General features: G+C 67.4%; 17 protein-coding genes. 12 read left to right on the top strand and 5 right to left on the bottom strand.

Annotated features, from left to right (window positions below; all coding sequences use genetic code 11):
- Window positions 1-48: 48 nt before the first annotated feature.
- Window positions 49-1,923, bottom strand: coding sequence for a TRAP transporter large permease subunit (locus tag DK26_RS02160; RefSeq protein ID WP_066467850.1), 1,875 nt, complete (start codon window positions 1,921-1,923; stop codon window positions 49-51).
- Between the two features lie 204 nt (window positions 1,924-2,127).
- Here DK26_RS02160 and DK26_RS02155 point away from each other — a divergent pair, with 204 nt between their 5' ends.
- From DK26_RS02155 to DK26_RS02145, 3 genes are read left to right on the top strand one after another with little or no spacing between them, the layout of a single operon-like run.
- Window positions 2,128-2,979, top strand: coding sequence for an IclR family transcriptional regulator (locus DK26_RS02155; RefSeq protein WP_066467848.1), 852 nt, complete (start codon window positions 2,128-2,130; stop codon window positions 2,977-2,979).
- Entirely contained in the window at window positions 2,979-4,622 is a 1,644-nt protein-coding gene (locus DK26_RS02150; RefSeq protein ID WP_157089474.1) for an acyl-CoA synthetase, read from the top strand. The genes DK26_RS02155 and DK26_RS02150 overlap by 1 nt, the downstream gene beginning before the upstream one ends.
- A complete protein-coding gene (locus DK26_RS02145) occupies window positions 4,619-5,479 on the top strand; it encodes a DUF296 domain-containing protein (RefSeq protein ID WP_066467846.1) in 861 nt (286 codons plus the stop codon). Before DK26_RS02150 ends, DK26_RS02145 begins: the two co-directional genes overlap by 4 nt.
- 48 nt (window positions 5,480-5,527) lie before the next feature.
- Here the strand turns inward: DK26_RS02145 and DK26_RS02140 are convergent, their stop codons facing one another.
- Window positions 5,528-7,159 carry a GMC family oxidoreductase N-terminal domain-containing protein gene (locus tag DK26_RS02140; RefSeq protein ID WP_066467845.1) on the bottom strand — a complete coding sequence of 544 codons (1,632 nt, stop codon included), beginning with the start codon at window positions 7,157-7,159 and terminating at the stop codon, window positions 5,528-5,530.
- Window positions 7,160-7,324: 165 nt separating this feature from the next.
- On the opposite strand from DK26_RS02140, the gene DK26_RS02135 reads away from it, so the two are divergent.
- Window positions 7,325-7,528, top strand: a complete 204-nt coding sequence (locus DK26_RS02135; protein ID WP_066467844.1) for a hypothetical protein — start codon at window positions 7,325-7,327, stop codon at window positions 7,526-7,528.
- Window positions 7,529-7,674: 146 nt separating this feature from the next.
- Here DK26_RS02135 and DK26_RS02130 read toward each other — a convergent pair whose 3' ends face one another.
- Window positions 7,675-8,868 (bottom strand): Gfo/Idh/MocA family oxidoreductase, encoded by a 1,194-nt coding sequence (locus DK26_RS02130; RefSeq protein ID WP_066467843.1) that lies wholly within the window; start codon window positions 8,866-8,868, stop codon window positions 7,675-7,677.
- Between the two features lie 11 nt (window positions 8,869-8,879).
- Window positions 8,880-9,839 (bottom strand): PDR/VanB family oxidoreductase, encoded by a 960-nt coding sequence (locus tag DK26_RS02125; RefSeq protein ID WP_066467839.1) that lies wholly within the window; start codon window positions 9,837-9,839, stop codon window positions 8,880-8,882.
- Window positions 9,840-9,969: 130 nt separating this feature from the next.
- On the opposite strand from DK26_RS02125, the gene DK26_RS02120 reads away from it, so the two are divergent.
- From DK26_RS02120 to DK26_RS02105, 4 genes are all read left to right on the top strand, one after another.
- Window positions 9,970-11,307, top strand: a complete 1,338-nt coding sequence (locus DK26_RS02120) for a Rieske 2Fe-2S domain-containing protein (RefSeq protein ID WP_066467837.1) — start codon at window positions 9,970-9,972, stop codon at window positions 11,305-11,307.
- Between the two features lie 253 nt (window positions 11,308-11,560).
- On the top strand, window positions 11,561-13,027 hold the full coding sequence (locus DK26_RS02115) for an aldehyde dehydrogenase family protein (RefSeq protein ID WP_157089473.1): 1,467 nt from the start codon (window positions 11,561-11,563) through the stop codon (window positions 13,025-13,027).
- A 6-nt stretch (window positions 13,028-13,033) separates the two neighbouring features.
- A complete protein-coding gene (locus DK26_RS02110; protein ID WP_066467832.1) occupies window positions 13,034-13,744 on the top strand; it encodes a class II aldolase/adducin family protein in 711 nt (236 codons plus the stop codon).
- A gap of 32 nt (window positions 13,745-13,776) precedes the next feature.
- Window positions 13,777-15,585: a thiamine pyrophosphate-binding protein gene (locus DK26_RS02105; protein WP_066467831.1), complete on the top strand. Its 1,809-nt coding sequence runs from the start codon at window positions 13,777-13,779 to the stop codon at window positions 15,583-15,585.
- A gap of 25 nt (window positions 15,586-15,610) precedes the next feature.
- Here DK26_RS02105 and DK26_RS02100 read toward each other — a convergent pair whose 3' ends face one another.
- On the bottom strand, window positions 15,611-16,000 hold the full coding sequence (locus DK26_RS02100) for a hypothetical protein (protein WP_157089472.1): 390 nt from the start codon (window positions 15,998-16,000) through the stop codon (window positions 15,611-15,613).
- A gap of 204 nt (window positions 16,001-16,204) precedes the next feature.
- Between DK26_RS02100 and DK26_RS02095 the strand changes: the two genes are divergently transcribed.
- The 4 genes from DK26_RS02095 (at window position 16,205) to DK26_RS02080 (ending at window position 21,894) form a co-directional block, all read left to right on the top strand.
- Window positions 16,205-16,771, top strand: coding sequence for a TetR/AcrR family transcriptional regulator (locus DK26_RS02095; protein ID WP_066467829.1), 567 nt, complete (start codon window positions 16,205-16,207; stop codon window positions 16,769-16,771).
- 72 nt (window positions 16,772-16,843) lie between these two features.
- Window positions 16,844-18,034, top strand: coding sequence for an efflux RND transporter periplasmic adaptor subunit (locus DK26_RS02090; RefSeq protein WP_066467827.1), 1,191 nt, complete (start codon window positions 16,844-16,846; stop codon window positions 18,032-18,034).
- Between the two features lie 5 nt (window positions 18,035-18,039).
- Entirely contained in the window at window positions 18,040-21,195 is a 3,156-nt protein-coding gene (locus DK26_RS02085) for an efflux RND transporter permease subunit (RefSeq protein WP_066467825.1), read from the top strand.
- 141 nt (window positions 21,196-21,336) lie between these two features.
- Complete coding sequence (locus DK26_RS02080) at window positions 21,337-21,894, top strand: LysE family transporter (protein WP_066467823.1); 558 nt, start codon at window positions 21,337-21,339, stop codon at window positions 21,892-21,894.
- Window positions 21,895-21,941: the final 47 nt, after the last annotated feature.

Here is a 21,941-nt window from a genome sequence, read left to right as displayed (position 1 = left end):
CGCGAGGGCGACGCGTCGGCATTGCAGCGTCCTCGCCCACGCGCAGCATCACAGGAACATGGTCGAGAAGGACGGCACATAGGCGATGATCAAGAGGCCCGCGATCAGCGCCAGCAGATAGGGCCAGATCGCCCCCATCGCCTCGTCGGGCTGCACATTGCCGATCTTGCAGGCGATGTAGAAGCCGATGCCGATCGGCGGGGTCATCAGGCCGATATTCATCGCGGTGACCACGACCATCGAATAGTGCACGTCGTTGATGCCCAGGCTCTTGGCGATCGGGAACATCAAAGGCGCCATCAGCACGATCGCCGGCAGGCCTTCGAGCACGCAGCCGAGGATCATGAAGACCACGATGGTGACGGCCATGAAGGTCACCCAGCCGCCGGGCAGGCCGGTCATCAGCGTCGCGAGATCGCGTGCGAAGCCGGTCTGCGTCAGCGCCCAGGCCATGGCCGAGGCGGTACCGAGGATCATCAGGATCGCGCCGGAGAGCGCCGCGGTCTCGACGAGCATCCCGTAGAACTTGCGCCAGCCGATGCCGCCATAGAGCACGACGCCGACGATCAGCGCATAGAGCACGGCGATGGTCGAGACCTCGGTCGCGGTCGCAACGCCGCCACCGACCGCACCGCGGATCAGGAAGGGCAGAACCAGCGCGGGCGTCGCGATCAGCGCGGTCTTGCCGATGACCGCGAGCGGCGCGCGGCGCACGCCCTTGAGCACCTCGCCCCGGGCCTTCCAGCGCGCCAGGATGGCGAGCACCAGCAGGAGCACGGTGGCGACGACGAGGCCGTTGGTGAAGAGACCGGCGATCGAGACGCCGGCCACCGAGCCGAGCACGATCAGGACGATCGAGGGCGGCACCGTCTCGGCCATGGCCGCGCCGGTCGAGAGCAGCGCGATCAGCTCCTTCGGCTGGTAGCCGCGGCGCTTCATCTCCGGGAACAGCGCCGGGGCGACCGTCGCCATGTCCGAGACCTTCGAGCCGGAAATGCCCGAGACCAGGAAGAGCGAGCCGAGCAGCACATAGGACATGCCGGCGCGGATATGGCCCAGCATCGAGGCGAGGAAATCGACGATCGCCTTCCCCATGCCGGTCGCGTCGAGCACGCAGCCGAGCAGCACGAAGATCGGCACCGAGAGCAGGATCAGGCTCGACATGCCCTCGTCCATGCGGCCGATCATCACGAAGATCGGCACGGAGGTGCTGAAGGCGAGGAAGCAGAGCGCGCCCATGCCGAAGCAGAAGGCGATCGGGATGCCGGCGACGAGGCAGAAGCCGACGACGCCGATCAGGAAGATCAGGATGTTGAGATAGCCGAGCGTCTTGAAGACCGGCGTCATCAGATAGCAGATCGCGGCAACCGCAGCGATCAGCAGGCCCGCCATCAGGAGGTCGCGGAAGCTGCAGACCCGCACGGCATAGCTCAGCACCAGTGCCAGCATCGCGATGATGCCGAAGGCGATGGCCGAGACGCGCCAGCTCGCGGGAATGTTGAGCGCGGCAGTGGTGACGTAGGATTCCTCGATGACGTAGTCGATCGCCGGCCAGGTCATCACCAGCAGGAAGGTCGCGACCACCAATAGGCCGAAGGCGTGGACCGGACCCCGCCATTTCTCGGGCAGCATGCCGACGAACAGCGTCAGGCGCAGATGCTCGTTGCGGTCGATCGCGATGGCGGCGCCGAGCATGGCAAGCCAGAGGAAGGAGATCGAAGCGGCCTCGTCGATCCAGACGACCGGGATCGAGAGCACATAGCGCGAGGTGACGCCGCCGAGCAGCAGGGTGATGATGATGACCAGCAGGGCCGCCGCGACCATCTCGAGCGGCCGCACCAGCGGCGAGCCGGTGCGCGCCGGCTCGTGATCGAGACTATCCAGGACGGCGGCGGCGCCGTCACTCGTACCCGTATCGGCCATCCGGCCGTCCTCCCATTCACCCGATCCGCCGAATCTAGCGCCGGCTGCAGGTCCATATCATGGCCTTTTCGGCCATTGTTTCCGGCTGGACCATACACGGATCGAGGGTCGTTGCAATCGTAACCGCGTCGAACTACAGATTTAAGGGCAAATTGAAGGTCCGCATAATGGACCCATGAGTGCGAGGAAATGCGAGCAGGAGCCATGCCGACGCCAGATTTGCAGGGCTCGCAAAGCGTCGACCGCGCCTTGCGCCTGCTTTCGCTCGTCGGCCGCGAGAGTGCAGCCGGCCTGCCACTCAGCGAGATCGTGGTCGAGACCGGGCTGAGCAAGCCGACGGTGCGGCGCCTGCTGCTGGCGCTGATGCGCGCCGGGCTCGTCGAGCAGGCGGACGCGACCAAGCGCTATCATCTCGGCGAGGAGGCCTTCGTGCTCGGGCTGCTCTCCGGCAGCCGGCACGGCCTGCTCGATCTCGCCATGGCGAGCCTGCGCCGGCTCTCCGACACGACCCAGGACACCAGCTTCTTCTCGGTCAGGCGCGACCGCTCTGCCGTCTGCCTGCATCGCGAGGAAGGCACCTGGCCGGTCCGGACCCATGCGCTCCAGGCCGGCGACCAGCACCCGCTCGGCATCGGCGCGGGCTCGCTCGCCATGCTCGCCGCTCTCACCGACGACGAGGTCGAGGCGATGATCGAGGCCAATCGCGCCATCCTGGTCGAGAGTTATCCGAGCTATACGCCGGCAAGCATCCGCACCGATGTGGCGCAGGCCCGCGAGCGGGGCTTCTCGCTCAACCCCGGCCGCATCGTCGCCAGTTCCTGGGGCATCGGCGTCGCCGTCCGCTACCCCGACCGGCGCGTCGCCGGCGCGCTCAGCATCGCCGCGATCGACGCCCGCATGCGGCCGCAGCGCCAGGAAGAGCTCGGCGCCACGCTGCGGCACGAGGCGAAACAGGTCGAGCAACGCCTCGCCGGCATGCTGAGCCGGCAGCAATTCCAGCACGTGCCGCCAGATGCACCGGCACGCGCCCCGAAACAGGCAGCGGAGACGAGTTGATGACGACATCCGGAGAGGCCTCCGGCCCGCTCGGCGGGCTGAAGCCCGTCTCGACGCGGGTGATGAACCTCGCGCATTTCCTTACCCGCAATGGCCGGCGCTTCGCCGACAGGCCCGGGCTGATCTGGGGCGAGCGGCAATGGAGCTGGGCCAGGATCGACGCCGCCGTGCATGCGCTCTGCGCGGCGCTGTCCGCCCGCGGCATCGGCAAGGGCGACCGCATCCTCGTGCATTCGAAGAACTGCGACGAGATGTTCTTCTCGATGTTCGCCGCCTTCCGGCTGGGTGCCGTCTGGGTGCCGACCAATTTCCGGCTGATGCCGGACGAGGTCGCCTATCTCGCGACCTCCTCGGGCGCCAAGGGCTTTCTCTGCCATGGCGATTTCCCTGAGCATGCGGCGGCCGTCGCCAAGGAAAGCAAGGCCCTGCAGTTCACCTGGCGAATCGGCGCCGGCGATTTCGGCGAGACGACGGTCGGCGAAGCCATCGCCGCGCATGAAGGCGCGCGCGTCGCCGACGCCATGGTCGAGCGCGACGATCCCTGCTGGTTCTTCTTCACCTCCGGCACGACGGGGCGTTCAAAGGCGGCAGTGCTGACCCATGGCCAGATGGGCTTCGTGATCACCAACCACCTCGCCGATCTGGTGCCGGGCTCGACCGACGAGGACGCCTCGCTCGTCGTCGCGCCGCTCTCGCACGGCGCCGGCGTGCACCAGCTCGTGCTTTCGGCGCGCGGCGCGCCGAGCATCCTCCTGCCGACCGAGCGCTTCGACATCGACGAGGCCTTCCGGTTGGTCGCGAAGTACCGGGTCACCAACATCTTCACCGTGCCGACGATCCTGAAGATGCTGGTCGAGCATCCGGCCGTCGACCAGCACGATCACTCCTCGCTGCGCCATGTCATCTATGCCGGCGCGCCGATGTATCGCGAGGACCAGAAGACGGCGCTGAAGAAGCTCGGCAAGGTGCTGGTGCAGTATTTCGGCCTCGGCGAGGTCACCGGCAACATCACCGTGCTGCCGCCCTATCTGCACGAGGCCGAGGATGGGCCGCAGGCGAGGATCGGCAGCTGCGGCGTCGAGCGCACCGGCATCCAGGTCCAGATCCAGAACGACGAGGGCAAGGAACTCGCCCCCTTTGAGACCGGCGAGATCTGCGTGATCGGCCCGGCGGTCTTCGCCGGCTATTACGAGAACCCGGAGGCCAATGCGAAGTCTTTCCGCGACGGCTGGTTCCGCACCGGCGATCTCGGCCATATGGACGAGCAGGGTTTTGTCTACATCACCGGCCGGGCCTCGGATATGTACATCTCCGGCGGCTCGAACATCTATCCGCGCGAGATCGAGGAGAAGATTCTGACGCATCCCGCCATCGCGGAAGCCGCCGTGCTCGGCGTGCCCGATGCGGTCTGGGGTGAGATCGGCATCGCGGTCTGCGTCGCCCGCGGCAAGGGCCCGAGCGAGGCGGAGCTCGCCGAATATCTCGGCGAGAAGATCCCGCGCTACAAGATGCCGAAGCGCTTCTTCTTCTTCGATGAGTTGCCGAAATCCGGCTATGGCAAGGTGCCGAAACGCCTCGTCCGCGACGAGCTGGAGCAGCGCGGCCTGCTCGATTTCCTGCGCGCGCCGGGCTCCGGCACATGAGGACGGTCCGCCAGCCGGGGCCGGCCCAGCCCGAGCGCGTGCAATGGGCGCAGGCGCGCGGGCAGCGGCTGAGCCTCGAACTAAAGCCCGACCAGTTGCTGCTCGACGCGGTCAGCGAGGCCTTCGCGGCGCATGGCTTCAGCAGCGGCGTGCTGCGCCTGCCGGCAGGGCTGGCGCTCTCGCCCTTCGCCTATGTGATGCCGGCGCTCTCGGCGACGCCGGAATACGCCGCGTTCTACAGCGAGACGTTCAGGCCGGATGGCGTGGCACGGATCGAGACGGGCGCGCTGACCTTCGGCACGCGCGACGGAGCACCCTTCTTCCACGGCCATGCGCTCTGGCGCGAGGCCGATGGCCGGCGCAATGGCGGCCATATTCTGCCCGACCAGAGCTTTCTTTTCGAGCCGATCACGGTCGAGGCGGTTGGGCTAGATGGCGCCGGCTTCGTCGCCGGGCATGATCCCGAGACCAATTTCAAGCTGTTCATGCCGGCCCAAAAGGCGGAGTTCGTGCCGGCACCGCAGGATCGCTTCTTCGTATTGCGGCTGCGCCCGAACCAGGATGTGTTTGGGGCGCTGGAAGGGTTCTGCGCCGAGCGCGGCATCTCCCGCGCCACCATTCATGGTGGCGTCGGCTCGACGATCGGCGCGCGTTTCGTGGACGGGCAGGTCATCGAGCCCTTCGCCACCGAGATCGCGATAACGGCCGGCCATGTCGCGCCCGGCCGGGACGGCGGCCTGGAAGCCGAGATCGCCATTGCGCTCGTCGACTATACCGGCGGCATGGCGCAAGGCCCGCTCAAGCGCGGCGACAACCCGGTGCTGATGACGCTGGAGCTGGTGCTCGAAGCGGAATGAGAATGGGCGCAGCGCCATAGCGCGCCGCTGCGCCCGATCCAGACGTCGCTAAGCTCCCGCCGCCTTGGCATCCTCGCGGATCATCTGCGCGCCCTTCTCGGCGATCATCATCGTCGGCGCGGCGGTGTTGCCGGAGGTGATCGCCGGCATCACGGAGGCGTCGATGACGCGCAGGCCTTTGACGCCGCGCACCCGCAGGCGCTGGTCGAGCACCGCCATCGGATCATCGTCGCGGCCCATCTTCACCGTGCCCGCGGGATGGAAGATCGTCGTGCCGATGCGGGCGGCCGCCTCGGCGATCGCCTCGTCGGTGTCACAGCCGGGGCCGGGCAGGTACTCCTGCGGCCGGAAGCGGGCGAGAGGCGGCTGCGCGACGATGCGGCGCGCCAGCTTCAGCGCGTCGACCGCGACCTGCCGGTCCTCCTGCGTCGCCAGATAGTTCGGCGAGATGGCCGGCGCCGCCTTCGGGTCCGGGGTCTTGAGATGGACGCTGCCGCGGCTCGTGGGTCGAAGATTGCAGACGCTGGCGGTGAACGCGCCGAACGGGTGCAGGCCATCGCCCCATTTGTCGAGCGAGAGCGGCTGGAAGTGGAACTGGAGATTGGGCGTGGCGTAATGCGGGTCCGAGCGGGCGAAGGCCCCCATCTGCGAGGGCGCCATGGTCAGCGGGCCGGTACGACGCGCGGCATATTCGAGCGCCATCAGCGGCCGGCGCCAGAGCTTGGCATATTCGGTGTTCAGCGTGCGCACGCCCTCCACCTTGTAGATCGGCCGCAGTTGCAGATGGTCCTGCAGGTTCTCGCCGACGCCGGGCGCGTGCTGGACCGTCTCGATGCCGAGGCTCTGCAGGCGCGCGCCATCGCCGATGCCCGAGCGCTCGAGGATGGCGGGCGAGCCCACCGCACCGGCACTGAGGATGACCTCGCCGGAGACATGGGCGATGAAGCTCTCATCGGCATCGCTGATCACGACGCCGGTCACCCTGCCGTCCTCGACGATGATGCGCTCGACGGTGACGCCGAGCTCGACGCGGAGGTTTTCGCGGTCGAGCGCCGGCTCGAGAAAGCCGCGGGCCGCGCTCCAGCGCCGGCCGCGCTTCTGGTTCACCTGGAAATAGGAGGAGCCCTCGTTGTCGCCGGTGTTGAAGTCGTCGATCTTGCGAATGCCCGCCGACTCGGCCGCGTCGCGAACCGCGTCGAGGATGTCCCAGCGCACGCGCGGATGCTCGACGCGCCATTCGCCGCCCGAGCGATGGAAGGCGTTGGCCGGCGCGATATGGTCCTCCTGCTTGAGGAACAGCGGCAGGACGTCGTCCCAGCCCCAGCCTTCGAGGCCGAGCTGGCGCCAGCCATCGTAATCGGCCGACTGGCCGCGCATGTAGATCATCGCGTTGATCGCCGAGCAGCCGCCGACGACCTTGCCGCGCGGATAAGCGAGCGAGCGGCCGCCGAGGCCGGGCTGCGGCTCGGTCTGGAACAGCCAGTCGGCCCGGGGATTGCCGATGGCGTAGAGATAGCCGACCGGGATGTGGAACCAGACCCAGTCGTCCTTGCCGCCGGCCTCGAGGATCAGGACATTCTTGCGGCGGTCGGCCGAGAGCCGGTTCGCCAGCACGCAGCCGGCCGAGCCGGCGCCGATGATGACATAGTCGAAAGTGCCGATGCTGGTCTCACCCGCCATGCGCTTCCCGCCCTGATCTATCCCTTGCCTCCAGGGATAGGGCGTGCGGGCGGCGGCGGCAACGCGCCGCCAGTGCGAAAAGGCCTCGCTGCGAATGCGTCTTTGTCTTGGACTGCGGCGCCCCGGCGGGTTCAATGACGACAGTCGAGATCGGAGACCCCTGCCATGCTGCTGCGCATCGAGCCCTTCGAGGATCCGCAGACCGGCCGCTATGCCATCGCGATCCACTACCCGGCCGATGCCGAGCGGCCACTGGTGACGACCGCCCCACGCTACAAGAGCGCCGCCGCCGCCGAGCAGGACATGATCGCGATCCTCTCCGCCGCCGCGAACAATCCGCCGCCGATCGAGCCGCCGAACCGGCGGTGACGCTGCCCTTCCCCCGATGACTCCACCCTCATCCTGAGGAGCCGCGAAGCGGCGTCTCGAAGGATGCCTCAGGAGGTTCCCGCGGTGGCTGGACCATCCTTCGAGACGCGGGCTGACACCCGCTCCTCAGGATGAGGATTGGTAGGTCAGCCCACCCCGACCTGATGCTGCGGCCGGACCTCGCGCCCGCTTTCGGCTGATTCAAGGATCGCGAGGCAGATCTCCAGCGTCGCCATGCCCCATTCGCCGGAGTGCAGCGGCGCCACACCGTCGCGAATGGCTGCGAACATCTCGTCGATCACCTCGGCTCGCGGCACCGCGGGCGCCGGCAGCGGCTCGAACCAGCGCTCGGCATCGGCATAGACCATGACGCCGTCTGCAAGCGGGCGCAGATCGGCCCGCTCGCAGGAGATCACGACCTGACCGAAATGGTTGTGGGCGACGGGCGCGGCAGCGACCGAACTCTTGGCGACGCCGTAGGTGCGGGTGTTCTTGAGGGCCGCCTCCTCTTCCGGCGTCGCGACCCTGGCGAGGCCGCGTCGGGCCGCGCCGTAATTGTCGGGGTCGCGCTGCTGGCCGAGCTCGCCGAGCCAGCCGAACTGCTCGTCGCTGTCATAGCGGCCATAGCCGGAATAGGTCAGGCTGGCGCTGGCACCGCCTTCAAAGGTGAGCAGCGCCTGATAGGCACCCTCGGCCGGCCGGCAGGCATCCCAGCGCCCGGTGATCGCCCGCACGCTCTCGACCTTGCCGCCGGCGAGCAGGCGGGCGACATCGACCTGATGGGCGCCTTGGCTGAAGACGACGCCCCCGCCCTGGGCGGTGTCGAGTTCCTCCGGCCGGCGCGGGCGATAGAGGAAATCGGTGTAGTTCAGCGCCGAGATCATCCGGGCGGCGCCGAAGCGGCCGGAGCGGATCAGCGCCGCAGCATGGAGATAGGGCGTGTCGAAGGAGTGGCTGTGGCCGACCATGAGATGGACGCCGGCCTGCTTCGCCGCCGCGATCATCGCCTGGCAATCCGCGATGGTGAGCGCCATCGGCTTCTCGACCAGGACGTGCTTGCCGTGACAGGCGGCGAGTTCGACATGCTCGACATGGAACTGGTGTGGCGTCGCGATGTAGAGCGCCTCGACTTGCGGGTCGGCGCAGAGCGCCTCGATCTCGGCATAAGCCTTTGCGGGCGCGCCGGGCCGCGAGAAATCCGCCTCGAACTGCGCCCGCGCCTCAGGCCGCGGATCGGCAGCGGCGACCAGCCGACAGAGGGGATGCTGCGACAGGGTCGGCAGCATCAGCATGAAGGCACGCCCGAGGCCGAGGACGCCGAGGCGCAGGGGGTCGCTCATCGGCGGCTCCTCTAGAGGTCCAGCACCAGCTCGGACGACTTCGCCCGCGAGACGCAGATCATGATGTTGCGGGCGCGCTCGTGCTCTGACAGAGCGAGATCGCGATGGTCGGGCTCGCCGGCGATCAGCCGCGTCCGGCAGGTGCCGCAAGTGCCGCTCTCGCAGGAGCTGGGCAGGACCTTGCCGGCCTCGCGCAACGCCTCGAGGATCGACTTGTCGGCCGGCACCACGACGCTGCCGCCGCTCTTCTCCAGCCTGACCGTGAAAGGCCTGTTGTCTTCCGGTCTTGCCCTGGCGGCGCCGAAATCCTCAAAATGCACGGCGGAAGACGACCAGTGCCCGGTCATGTCGCGCACCGCCTCCATCAGGCCGCGCGGTCCGCAGCAATAGAGATGGGCGCCCTTCGGCTCCTCCAACACCGGCCAGAGATCATAGGCCCTGTCGGGATCGCCGCCGTCATGGTGGATCACCACCTTGCCGCGGAACTCCGGGGCGGAGAACTCCTCGCGGAAGGCCATCAATTCGGGCGAACGGGTGAAGTAGTAGAGCTTGAAGGGCTTCGCCCGGGTCGCCGTGAGGTGCTTGATCATGGCGCGGATCGGGGTGATGCCGATGCCGCCGGCGATGAAGATGTAGCTGGCCGGGCCGGACTTCAGCGCAAAATCATTGCGCGGCGTGCCGACTGAAATCGCGTCGCCTTGCTGCGCCTTCTCGATCAGGCAGACCGAGCCGCCGCGGCCGCCGACCTCCTTCTTGACCGCGATGACATAGCGATCGCTCTCGGCCGGATCGTTGCAGAGCGAGTATTTGCGGATCTCGCCATTGGGGACGGTGACGGAAAGATGCGCCCCGGCTGTGAAGGCCGGCAGATCCGAGCCATCGCCGGCCCGCAGTTCGAACAGGCAGATATCCTCGGCGATCATCGTCTTCTCGGCGATCCTGAGGGTGATCGCCCCGCTTCCGTCAGCCATGCGCACCGCCTTGCCCAGCGCCCCGCGCCTGCCTCTCTCGACAAGCGTTTTGAACCCGACTAATCTAAGACTTAGATAACTAAGTAATTTGCCTCTGGCTAGTACCGGGGCAAGCTCCGGGGAGGCCGCCATGCTGACGCATGAGGAGAACGAGATCCTGACCCGCGTCGAGGGCGATGCGCCGATGGGGCAGTTGATGCGGCGGCACTGGACGCCGGCGCTGCTCTCCGAGCAACTCGTCGAGAGCGATGGCGCGCCGGTCCGGGTGCGGCTGTTCGGCGAAGACCTCGTGGCCTTCCGCGACACGGATGGGCGGATCGGCGTGCTCGGCGAGTACTGCCCGCATCGCAAGGCCTCGCTGTTCTTCGGCCGCAACGAGGAATGCGGGCTGCGCTGCCTCTACCACGGCTGGAAGTTCGACGTGGACGGCAACGTCCTGGAGATGGTCTCCGAGCCGCCGGAGAGCGGCTTTGCCGAGAAGGTCAAGCACAAGGCCTATCCGGTGGAGGAGGCCGGCGGCTTCATCTGGGTCTATATGGGCCCGCCCGAACTGAAGCCGGACTTCGAGGCGCCGGCCTGGGCGCCGACGCCACAGGCCAAGGTCTCGATCGTAAAGATCGACCTGCCGGTGAACTGGGCGCAGATCATGGAAGGGCAGATCGACTCGGCGCACTCGTCGAGCCTGCACTCCTCCGACATGAAGCCGGCGCGCGTAACCTCGGCTGGGGCCAATGCGACGCACTGGACGCGGCCCTCGACCGACAAGAACCCCCGCATCCAGGTCCAGCTGACCAATTACGGCTTCCGCTATGCGGCGATCCGCCGACCGATCACCAATGCGCAGACGCATGACTACATCCGGCTGACCGTCTTCGTCGCGCCCTATACGGCGCTGATCCCGCCGAACTCGTCCTATAATGTCGCGACGGTGATCGTGCCCAAGGACGACGTCTCCAGCTATTTCCACTTCATCGCCTGGGGCAATGACGACTGCATCGACCAGGAAGCCTGGCGCAAGTTCTGCGTCGCGCAGGTCGGCATCGATCTCGACAAGAACTACCGCAAGATGCTGCGCAGCAAGGAGAACGACTATCTCCAGGACCGCAAGGCGATGAAGCTCGGCGACTTCACGGGCGTGCCCGGCATCCCCAACCAGGACATCATGATGTGGGAATCGATGGGGCCGATCGCCGACCGCACCAGCGAACGCCTCGGCGCCAGCGACATCGCGATCGTGCAGTTCCGGCGGGTGATGATCGACGCGGCGCGCAAGCTCGCGGCCGGCGGCGAGGCGATCGGCCGGATCGAGCCGCACATCCCGCAGGCGAGGCTTTCCTCCTATCAGGGCATCGTGCCCAAGAGCGAGGATTGGCGGAAGCTCGGCGCCTCCAACGAGGAGATCGCGGTTCTGGAAGGCTTGGAGCAGGACGAGACGGAGGCAGAAATGGCAGGCGCCGGGCGGCGCTGAGGCGTTCCCTGCGACCCCTCATCCAGAGGAGCGGGCTTCAGCCCGCGCCTCGAAGAATGCTCCAGCGCCCGACCGAACCATCCTTCGAGATGCCGCTTTGCGGCTCCTCAGGGTGAAGGCTGAGGATGTCTGCTCGACCTCGCCATCCAGTTTCCCGTATCGGTGCCCAATTGCGAAAGTCTTGGAATGCGAGGCGCGGCCGGGCGAGTGTCCCGACCAAGCAGCGCAGCAAGCCTAACGCATGGAAACGCCGATGCTCGACAAGCCCGCCCCGGCCGGCCGCAGCCTCCATTATGGCGGCGGCTGGCATCATCCGGCGTCCGGCCGCTATGCCTGGACGCTCGATCCCGGCGTGAACGAGCCGATCTGCGAGGTGGCGGAAGCCGGCGCCGCGGATGTCGACGCCGCGGTCGCGGCCGCCAGCGCCGCCTTCAGAGACTGGCGCCGCGCCCTCCCGCTCGAACGCGGCCGGATCCTCAAGGAAATGGCCGAGATCGTCCGCAGGAACGCGCGCGAGCTCGCCGCACTCGACGCGCAGAACTGCGGCAACCCGGTCACCGAAATGCTGGGAGACGCCAAGATCGCCGCTGCGCAGCTCGACTTCTTCGGCGGCCTCGTCACCGAGATGAAGGGCGACACCATCCCGATGGGGCCGGACGCGCTGAATCTGAGCCTGCGCCAGCCGCTCGGCGTGGTCGCGCGCATCCTCGCCTTCAACCACCCCTTCATGTTCTGCGCCGGCAAGATCGCGGCGCCGCTGGCAGCCGGCAACACGGTGATCGTCAAGCCGCCGGAGCAGGCACCGCTTTCGTCGTTGCGGCTCGCCGAACTGCTCGAAGGCCTGCTGCCGCCCGGCGTCTTGAGTGTGCTGCCGAGCGGGCGCGAGGCCGGCGCGGCTCTGGCCTGCCATCCCGGCATCGCCAAGATCGCGCTGATCGGCAGCGTGCCGGCCGGCCGCGCCGTGATGCGGGCGGCGAGCGAGACAATCAAGCCGGTGCTGCTCGAGCTCGGCGGCAAGAACGCGCTGATCGCCTTCGCCGATGCCGACCCCGATGCCGTCGCCGATGCCATCGTCAGCGGCATGAACTTCACCTGGTGCGGCCAGTCCTGCGGCTCGACCAGCCGCGCCTTCCTGCACGACGAGATCTACGAGGCGGTGCTGGCGCGGGTTCCGGCCAAGGTCGCCCGTTTCGTGCCGGGCATTCCGACCGAGCCTTCGACAACCATGGGTGCAATCGTCAGCGCCAGCCAGCATGAGCGCATCCTCGGCTTCATCGCCTCGGCGAAGGCCGAAGGCGCCCGGCTCGTCACCGGCGGCAAGGTACCGGACGCACCGGAACTCGCCCGCGGATTCTATGTCGAGCCGACCGTCTTCGCCGATGTCACGCCCGCCATGCAGATCGCCCGCGAAGAGATCTTCGGACCGGTGCTGGCCGTGGCGCGCTGGCGCGACGAGGCGGCGATGCTGGCGGAGGTCAACAGCGTCGAATACGGCCTGACCTGCTCGATCTGGACCCATGATCTCGGCAAGGCGCATCGCACCGCCATGGAGGTCGAGGCCGGTTATGTCTGGATCAACGAGGTCTCGAAGCATTTCCTCGGCGCGCCCTTCGGCGGCTGGAAGCAATCCGGCATCGGCCGCGAGGAATGCCTGGGCGAGCTGATCGCCTTCACTCAGGAAAAGAACATCCACATCAGCCTGAAGCAGGCGAAAGGTTGAGGGCCGATGTCAGACGCCGTCGCCCAGACCATCCAGGACATCGTCGACGCCAACCGGATTCTCGCCAATGAGGAGGTGCTCGACGGCTTCGGCCATGTCAGCGCCCGCCATCCTGAACGACCCGAGCGCTTCCTGATCTCACGATCGCGCAGCCCGGCCCTCGTCACCGCCGCCGACATCGTCGAACTCGACCTGAATGGCGAACCCGAGGCGCCGCTTTCGGTGGGGCTCTATGTCGAGCGCGTCATCCACGCCGCCTTCTACAAGGCGCGGCCCGATGTGATGGCAGTCAGCCACCACCATGCCGCTTCGGTGATGCCGTACTGCCAGACCGGGATGCCGGTCGTGCCGGTCTTCCATATCGGCGCGGTGATCGGTGCCGAAGTGCCGTTCTGGGACAGCCGCGACGAGTTCGGCGACACCAACCTCCTGGTCGAGAACATGGCGCAGGCGGATTCCCTGGCGCGGGCCTGCGGTCCACATTGGAGTGTCCTGCTGCGCCGCCATGGCGCCTGCAATCTCGGCCGCTCGGTCAAGGAGATGGTGTTCCGCTCGGTCCATCTGAAGCAGAACGCCGAACTGCAGTTCCAGTCGGCGATGCTCGGCGAGGTCTCGCCCCTCACGCCAAGGGAAATCGAGCTCGCTGCCAGCCTCAATCTCGGACCTCTGGTGCAGACTCGGCTCTGGGATTTCTGGAAGGCGCGGCTCGGCGCCTGAACGCCCCCACCAATGCCTGCGGAGACGTATTCATGATCGACATCGGCAAGGCCGGGGGCAAGCTCGCCGGCATCGACCAGCCCCTGCCCTCCGCCGACAATGGCGTCTGGGGCAGCGACGTCGTCGCGCAGATGCTGCGGGCGCTCGACATCCCCTATGTCGCGCTCAATCCGGGCTCCAGCTTCCGCGGCCTGCATGACAGCCTGGTCAACCACACCGGCAACCAGGCGCCGCAAATGCTGCTCTGCCTGCATGAGGAGCACGCGGTCGCGCTCGCCCATGGCTATGCCAAGGTGACCGAGCGGCCGATGGGCGTGATCCTGCACAGCAATGTCGGGCTGATGCACGGCACGATGGCGATCTACAATGCCTGGTGTGACCGGGTGCCGATGCTGATCCTCGGTGCGACTGGCCCGGTCGACGCTGCCCAGCGCCGCCCGTGGATCGATTGGCTGCACACAGCCAAGGACCAGGGCGCGCTGATCCGCCCTTACGTGAAATGGGACGACCAGCCGGTCTCCGTTCCCGCCGCGATCGAGGCGCTGACCAGGGCGGCCAACCTCACCCGCACGGCGCCCTGCGGGCCGACCTATGTCTGCCTCGACGTCTCGATGCAGGAGCAAGCGCTCGACGAGATGCCGACCCTGCCCGATCCGAATCGCTACGCCGTCGCCTCGGCCCCGGTTCCGGCCGCTGCCGATATCGGGACCGCGGCCGACTGGCTCGCCGCGGCAAGGATGCCACTCCTGCTCATGGGCCGGATGTCGCGCAACCCGACCGACTGGGCAAGGCGTGTCGCGCTCGCCGAGCATCTCGGTGCGAGGGTCCTGACCGACATCAAGACCGGCGCGAGCTTCCCGACCAACCATCCGCTCCATGTCACCAAGCCCGGCTTCTTCCTCGACGAAGCCGCCAGTGCGGCGATCCGCGCCGCCGATGTCATCCTGGCGCTCGATTGCGTCGATCTCGGCGGCATGCTGAAGCAGGCGGGCGGCCTGCCGGCAGCGAGGATCGTCAACATCTCGCCCGACCATCAGCTCCATAATGGCTGGAGCATGGACCATCAGGCGCTCGCTCCCGCCGATCTCCACCTCGCCTGCCCGCCGGACGCGGCCCTGCATCTCATCGCCGATGCGCTCGGCATCGACGCCGGCAAGGCACCCGGCGAGCTGCCCGCCCTCCCCGCCTTGCAGGTGGAGGAGGACCGGCCACTCGACGTCGTCAGCCTCGCCGCCGCGATGGGCGAGGCGCTGCGCGACGAGGTGATCTCGCTGGTCCGGCTGCCGCTCGGCTGGGCCGGCGAATCCTGGCATTTCCGGCATCCGCTCGACTATCTCGGCATCGATGGCGGCGGCGGCATCGCAGCCGGTCCCGGCATGCTGGTCGGCGCGGCGCTGGCACTGAAGGATACCGGCCGGCTTCCTGTCGCGGTGCTCGGCGACGGCGACACGCTGATGGGCGTCTCCGCACTCTGGACCGCCGCACACTACCAATTGCCCTTCATGGCAATCGTCTCGAACAACCGCTCCTTCTTCAATGACGAGATCCATCAGGAGCGCGTCGCCAAGCAGCGCCAGCGTCCAGTCGAGAACAAATGGATCGGCCAGCGCATCGCAGAGCCCGACATCGACATCGCCGCAATGGCGCGCGCCCAGGGCCTGGAAGGCATCGGCCCGGTGACGACGACGGCAGCGCTGACGCGGGCCGTGCGGGACGCCGCGCTACTCGCCCGGCAGGGTCGTCCGGTGCTGATCGATGCGCGCGTACTGCCCGGCTACAACCCCGCCATGGCGGCCAGCATGACGCGACATGCGAATGACAAGCCGTCCTACACCTCCTGACCAGCCGTCACGAAGGGGTTTGTGCCTACTCCGGAACCACCGAACGCGTCACACGCGCGCGAAGAATGCCCAGCACCTCGGCAAGACTGCCGGGCGGGACGAAAATATGCCCGCCGCTCTTCTGACGTGTCCACTCGATATGACTGGCTTCGAAAATCGGCAGGAAGCGCTTGTTGAAGGTGATCTTCTGCAGCCGCGGCGGACAGGCCTCCAGCCCGAGGGCGAAGACCCATGAGGCCGGTTCGTGGCTGCAAGAAAAGCTGATGTGAGAGCTCTGCCGGCCCTTGGGGTGGCCGTCCTGCCAGAGCTTCGACAGGCCAAAACGGATGGCGGTCTGGACCACGGCCGCGACCTCCTCGGTCATTTTCCAGCGCAGGGCGAGATATGACCGGCCATTCTGCGTGACAGTCAGCACGCCCTCCTTCTCGATGAGGAGGATGTCGTTCTCGGCATCGTGGAAACATCCTGACCGCAAGATCCCTGCCTTTCTCGCGCGACTTTTCCGGCGCGGCCTCTTCCCTGCCGCAATCGGCGACGATGACGCCGATCCGACTCGGCCGGTTTGACATATCGCAATATTATTTATATCCAACCGGTCGGATATTTTCAATGAGGGTATATGGGCCGCCATCGCACCATCGACCGGGAAGCCGTTCTCGACGCCGCCGAAAAGGTGGTGAGCCGGGACGGCGCCGCGCATCTGACGCTGGAAGCTGTCGCGGCCGAAGCCGGGATCAGCAAGGCCAGCGTGCTCTACGACTACAAGACCAAGCGCGCCCTGATCCGCGCGGTGATCGAGCGGCGCGTCGCCGTCGAGACGGACTACATCCAGACCTTCGTCGATGCGCTGGCCGGTGAGCCCGACGCGCTGATCCGCGGCCGGCTCGCTGCCGCCTCCCGGCCTCGTTCCGACGAGGAGCGCGCCGTGGCGTTCAACCTCTGCGCGGCGCTGGCCCAGGATGCCGGGTTGCGCGAACCGATCCAGCAGATCAACCGCGTACAGGTCGCCGAGATCGCCAGCCAGTCCACCCATCCGCGCGGAGCCATGCTCGCCTTCCTCGCCGCCCAAGGGCTGATGATGATGGAATGGTTCGAGCTGCATTGCTGGTCCGCCGACGAGCGCGAGCGCCTCGTCGCCGACATCGGCTGGCTGGTGGACCAATCTCCGACCTCGCCGGCTCGCTAGCAGACGGCCTTGCCGCAGCAGGCCCGACCTTCGCCCTTACTCATCCGAACCGTCCCCCTACGGATCCTCCGCATGACCTTCCAGATCTCGCACCTTGGCCGCGGCCTCCTGCTCGGCGCGCTCCTGCTCACCGCCGCCTGCTCCGAAGAAAAGAAGCCGGCGCAGGGCGCTGGCGCCCAGCGTCCGCCGGTCGCTATCGGCACCATCACGGTCGAGCCGGAGACCCTGCCGGTCACCAACAACCTGCCGGGCCGAATCGCGCCGACGCGGATCGCCGAAGTGCGCCCACGCGTTTCCGGCATCGTCGTCGAGCGCGTCTTCCAGCAGGGCACCATGGTCAAGCAGGGCGATGTGCTCTACCGGATCGACCCGGCGCCGTTCCGTGTGCGGGTCGCCAGCGCCGAAGCGGCGCTGAAGCGCGCCGAGGCGAGCCAGCTTCAGGCCCGCCAGCACTCTGACCGGATCGTCGAGCTGCTCGATCGCAAGGTCGCCAGCACCCAGCAGCAGGAGACGGCGGTCGCGCAACTGGCCCAGGCCGAGGCCGATGTCGCCGCCGCCCGCGCCGGCCTCGACGCAGCTCAGCTCGATCTGCAGTATTCCGAGGTGCGGGCGCCGATCAGCGGTCGGATCGGGCGCGCTTTGATCACCGAAGGCGCCCTTGTCGGCACCGGCGCCGCCGACATCCTGGCGACGATCCAGCAGCTCGACCCGGTCTATGCCGACTTCACCCAGTCGGCCGGCGAGTTGCTCGCCCTGCGGCAGGCGCTCAAGCTCGGCGCGCTGACCGGCCCCAATCCGGGCGCCGCCAATGTCCAGCTGCTCTTCGACAACGGTGCCACCTACAAGCACCGCGGCCAGTTGCTGTTCTCCGAAGCCACCGTCGACGTGACCACCGGACAGGTGACGCTGCGCGGCCAGTTCCCCAACCCCGACGGCGATCTGCTGCCGGGCATGTATGTCCGCGTCGTCCTCGAGCAGGGCGCGCAGAGCAACGCGCTCGCCGTGCCGCTGCAGGCGATCCAGCGCGATGGCGGCGGCCAGGCGCAGCTCTATGTCCTGAAGGCTGACGGCACGCTGGAGCTTCGTCCGGTCAGGACGGGGCGCACGCTCGACAACCGCCAGGTGATCGATGACGGCCTGAAGGCCGGCGAAGAGGTGGTGGCCGAGGGCTTCCAGAAGATCCGCCCCGGCGCCAAGTTCACCGGCACGCCATGGAAGCCGGCTGCCGCCGACCCTGCCGCCGCCACCGAAAAGCAGGGCTGAGCATCATGCCGAGTTTCTTCATCGACCGCCCGATCTTCGCCTGGGTCGTCGCGATCTTCATCATGCTCGCCGGCGTCATCACCATTCCGATGCTGCCGATCGCGCAGTATCCGAATGTCGCACCGCCGCAGATCACGATCAGCACGAACTATCCCGGCGCCTCGCCGGAAGACATCTACCAGAGCGTCACGCGCCCGGTGGAAGAGGAGCTCAACGGCGTTCCCGGCCTGCTCTATTTCGAGTCGACCTCGGAGGCGAACGGCCGGATCAACCTGACCGTCACCTTCGCGCCCGGCACGAAGATCGGCGAGGCACAGGTCGAGGTCCAGAACCGGATCAGCCGCGTCGAGCCGCGCCTGCCGCAGACCGTGGTGCAGCAGGGCATGCGCGTCGAGCCCGCCGGTACCGGCTTCCTGATGCTGGTGACGCTGACCTCGGCCGACGGCAAGGTCGATGCGGTCGGCCTCGGCGATTATCTCAGCCGCAACGTGCTGGGCGAGATCCGCCGTGTCGCGGGTGTCGGCAGCGCCCAGCTCTTCGCCACCCAGCGCTCGATGCGCATCTGGATGGACCCGGAGAAGATGCTCGGTCTCGGCCTGACCACGGCCGACGTCATCGCCTCCGTGCGAGCCCAGAACGCGCAGGTCGCAGCCGGCCGCATCGGCGCCCAGCCGAATCCGATCAACCAGCAGCTCTCCGCGACCGTGCTGGTCAAGGGGCAGCTGACCTCGCCCGAGCAGTTCGGCGCGATCGTGCTGCGCGCCAACACCGATGGCTCCTCCGTCCGCCTGCGCGATGTCGCCCGGATCGAGGTCGGCGGTGAATCCTACAACTTCTCGACCCGCCTGAACGGCCAGCCGAGCGCCGCGATCGGCGTCCAGCTCTCGCCGACCGGCAATGCGCTCGCGACATCGCAGGCGGTTCGGGCCAAGATGGATGAGCTCGCGCGCTTCTTCCCGGCCGGCCTGAAACACGACATTCCCTACGACACCTCGCCCTTCGTCGAGGTTTCGATCGAGAAGGTGATCCACACCCTGCTCGAGGCGATGGCGCTGGTCTTCGTGGTGATGTTCCTGTTCCTGCAGAACTTCCGCTACACGGTAATTCCGACGCTGGTCGTTCCCGTCGCGCTGCTCGGCACCTGCGCCATCATGTTCGCGGCCGGTTTCTCGATCAACGTCCTGACCATGTTCGCGATGGTGCTGGCGATCGGCATCCTGGTCGACGACGCCATCGTCGTGGTCGAGAACGTCGAGCGCATCATGGCCGAGGAAGGGCTTTCGCCGAAGGAAGCCACCCGCAAGGCGATGACGCAGATCACCGGCGCGATCATCGGCATCACCCTGGTGCTGACGGCGGTGTTCGTGCCGATGGCGTTCTTCCCCGGCGCGGTCGGCATCATCTACCAGCAGTTCAGCCTGACCATGGTCGTTTCGATCCTGTTCTCCGGCTTCCTCGCGCTGACGCTGACGCCGGCGCTCTGCGCCACCTTCCTGAAGCCGATCGCGAAAGGCCATCACGAGGAGAAGAAGGGCTTCTTCGGCTGGTTCAACCGCAATTTCGACAAGCTGTCGCGCGGCTATGGCGGCATCGTCGGCAAGATCACACATCGGCCCGGCCGCTACATGGTGGTCTATCTGGCGCTGCTCGTCGGCCTCGGCTGGAGCTTCATGCGCCTGCCCTCGGCCTTCCTGCCGAACGAGGACCAGGGCTACCTGATCGTCGACATCCAAGCCCCGCCCGAAGCCAGCGCCAACCGCACGCTCGACGTGCTCAAGCAGATCGAGAAGATCGCGCTCGCCGAGCCGGCGGTCGACCGCATGGTCGGCATCTCCGGCTACAGCTTCGGCGGCGCCGGTGAGAACGCGGCGCTCGCCTTCATCACGCTGAAGGACTGGAGCGTACGTGGGGCGAATGATTCCGCCGACGCGATCTCGGCCCGGTTGAACGGCAAGATGTTCCAGATCAAGGATGCGCAGACCTTCGCCTTGTCGCCGCCGCCGATCCAGGGCCTGGGCAACTCCAGCGGCTTCACCTTCCGCCTGCAGGACCGGGCGGGCATGGGCCAGGAGGCACTCGCGGCGGCACGCACGCAACTCCTCGCGGCTGCCGCACAGAGCTCGGTTCTGGCCGGTCTGCGCGTCGAAGGGCTCGCCGACGCTGCCCAGGTCATCCTGGTCATCGACCGCGAGAAGGCGAACACCTTCGGCGTCGCCTTCGCCGACATCAACGCGACGATCTCGGCAAATCTCGGCTCGTCCTATGTCAACGACTTCCCCAATGCCGGCCGCATGCAGCGGGTGACGGTCCAGGCCGATGAGAGCCAGCGCATGCAGACCGCGGACCTGCTGCGGCTGAACGTCCGCAACGCCCATGGCGGCATGGTGCCGTTCTCGTCCTTCGCCACCATCGAATGGTCGAAGGGCCCTTCGCAGGTGGTCGGCTATAACGGCTATCCGGCCGTGCGCATCAGTGGCCAGGCTGCCCCGGGCTATTCCTCGGGCGCCGCCATCGCCGAAATGGAACGGCTGGCGCGCGAGCTCCCGCCCGGCTTCGGCTACGAGTGGAGCGGGCAGTCGCTGCAGGAGATCCAGTCGGGCTCTCAGGCGCCACTGCTGATCGGGCTCAGCATCCTCCTGGTCTTCCTGCTGCTGGCGGCGCTGTATGAGAGCTGGTCGATCCCGCTTTCGGTGATGCTGGTCGTGCCACTCGGCGTGATCGGCTCGGTCGCGGCGGTGACGCTGCGCGGCATGCCCAACGACGTCTACTTCCTCGTCGGGCTGATCGCGATCATCGGGCTGTCGGCCAAGAACGCGATCCTGATCATCGAGTTCGCCAAGGACCTGCACGCTGAAGGCAAGCCGCTGCTCGAAGCCACGGTCGAGGCGGCGCATCTGCGCTTCCGGCCGATCCTGATGACCTCGCTCGCCTTCACGCTCGGCGTCGTCCCGCTGGCGATCGCGTCCGGCGCCAGCGCGGCGAGCCAGAACGCGATCGGCACCGGCGTGCTCGGCGGCATGATCTCGGCGACCGTGCTCGCGATCTTCTTCGTGCCGGCCTTCTTCGTCGTCGTCATGAAGCTGTTCGCTTCCAAGGAGCCGAAGCCCGAGCAGAAGCCGAAGCCGGAACCGGCGCAAGTCGCGATGGCGGCCAAGGACTGAACGACTGGCCCGGCCGCCCACATACCGACGGCCGGGTCCTCGCGGTGATTTCCGAAGGGAAGCCAAGCCGCCTTGCGGCAAGTCAATGTGCCGGCGGCGGCCTCGGGGTAGCAGATTGCGACCGCTACCCCGAGGCGCCCCTTGCAGATCGCGACCTTCCTGCTGACATCCGCTGCGATCCTGCTAACGCCGGGTCCGACCAACACGATTTTGGCCGCGTCCGGCGCTGCAATGGGCCTGCGGCAGGCCAGGCTGCTGCCGCTGGCTGAAGCGCTGGGCTATGCGCTCGCCATTGGCCTTTTTCTCTCGGTCGCGAACCTGCTCAAGGATGTGCCCCAGGCACTGCCGGCGATGAAGGCGATTGCTGCCTGCTGGCTGCTGCTCTCCGCCCGCAAGCTCTGGTCGCTGCCGGTCGTTCCCGACCTGCCCGCGCGCTCCGGCGCCTTTGCCCGAGTACTCGTCACCACCCTCCTCAACCCGAAGGCCATGCTTGTCGGGACGCTCTCGATCCCGGCCCTGCTGCCGGGGCAGCCGGCGCTCGGACTGCTGGCCTTCGTCGCGCTCTCGATTGCCGCCGGCTTCGGCTGGACGCTGCTCGGCGCAAGCCTGCCGGCAAGGCTGCGGCGGCATTCCTACAGGATGGCGGCAATGATCGTCTGCGGCTTTGCCGTCGCGGCGGCCGTCAGCGCGGCGCAGTGAGAAACTGAGCGGCGCCAGTCGAACGCGGCGCCGCCCTGCCCTGATGG

The sequence above is a fragment of the Allobosea sp. WAO genome, from assembly GCF_001509835.1.
GTDB lineage: Bacteria > Pseudomonadota > Alphaproteobacteria > Rhizobiales > Beijerinckiaceae > Allobosea.
This window is presented reverse-complemented; position numbering and strand designations above follow the sequence as displayed.

Coding starts and splice junctions, on each gene's coding strand:
- DK26_RS02160 (WP_066467850.1), bottom strand. CDS start 1,923: ATGGCCGATACGGGTACGAGTGACGGCGCCGCCGCCGTCCTGGATAGT.
- DK26_RS02155 (WP_066467848.1), top strand. CDS start 2,128: ATGCCGACGCCAGATTTGCAGGGCTCGCAAAGCGTCGACCGCGCCTTG.
- DK26_RS02150 (WP_157089474.1), top strand. CDS start 2,979: ATGACGACATCCGGAGAGGCCTCCGGCCCGCTCGGCGGGCTGAAGCCC.
- DK26_RS02145 (WP_066467846.1), top strand. CDS start 4,619: ATGAGGACGGTCCGCCAGCCGGGGCCGGCCCAGCCCGAGCGCGTGCAA.
- DK26_RS02140 (WP_066467845.1), bottom strand. CDS start 7,159: ATGGCGGGTGAGACCAGCATCGGCACTTTCGACTATGTCATCATCGGC.
- DK26_RS02135 (WP_066467844.1), top strand. CDS start 7,325: ATGCTGCTGCGCATCGAGCCCTTCGAGGATCCGCAGACCGGCCGCTAT.
- DK26_RS02130 (WP_066467843.1), bottom strand. CDS start 8,868: ATGAGCGACCCCCTGCGCCTCGGCGTCCTCGGCCTCGGGCGTGCCTTC.
- DK26_RS02125 (WP_066467839.1), bottom strand. CDS start 9,839: ATGGCTGACGGAAGCGGGGCGATCACCCTCAGGATCGCCGAGAAGACG.
- DK26_RS02120 (WP_066467837.1), top strand. CDS start 9,970: ATGCTGACGCATGAGGAGAACGAGATCCTGACCCGCGTCGAGGGCGAT.
- DK26_RS02115 (WP_157089473.1), top strand. CDS start 11,561: ATGCTCGACAAGCCCGCCCCGGCCGGCCGCAGCCTCCATTATGGCGGC.
- DK26_RS02110 (WP_066467832.1), top strand. CDS start 13,034: ATGTCAGACGCCGTCGCCCAGACCATCCAGGACATCGTCGACGCCAAC.
- DK26_RS02105 (WP_066467831.1), top strand. CDS start 13,777: ATGATCGACATCGGCAAGGCCGGGGGCAAGCTCGCCGGCATCGACCAG.
- DK26_RS02095 (WP_066467829.1), top strand. CDS start 16,205: ATGGGCCGCCATCGCACCATCGACCGGGAAGCCGTTCTCGACGCCGCC.
- DK26_RS02090 (WP_066467827.1), top strand. CDS start 16,844: ATGACCTTCCAGATCTCGCACCTTGGCCGCGGCCTCCTGCTCGGCGCG.
- DK26_RS02085 (WP_066467825.1), top strand. CDS start 18,040: ATGCCGAGTTTCTTCATCGACCGCCCGATCTTCGCCTGGGTCGTCGCG.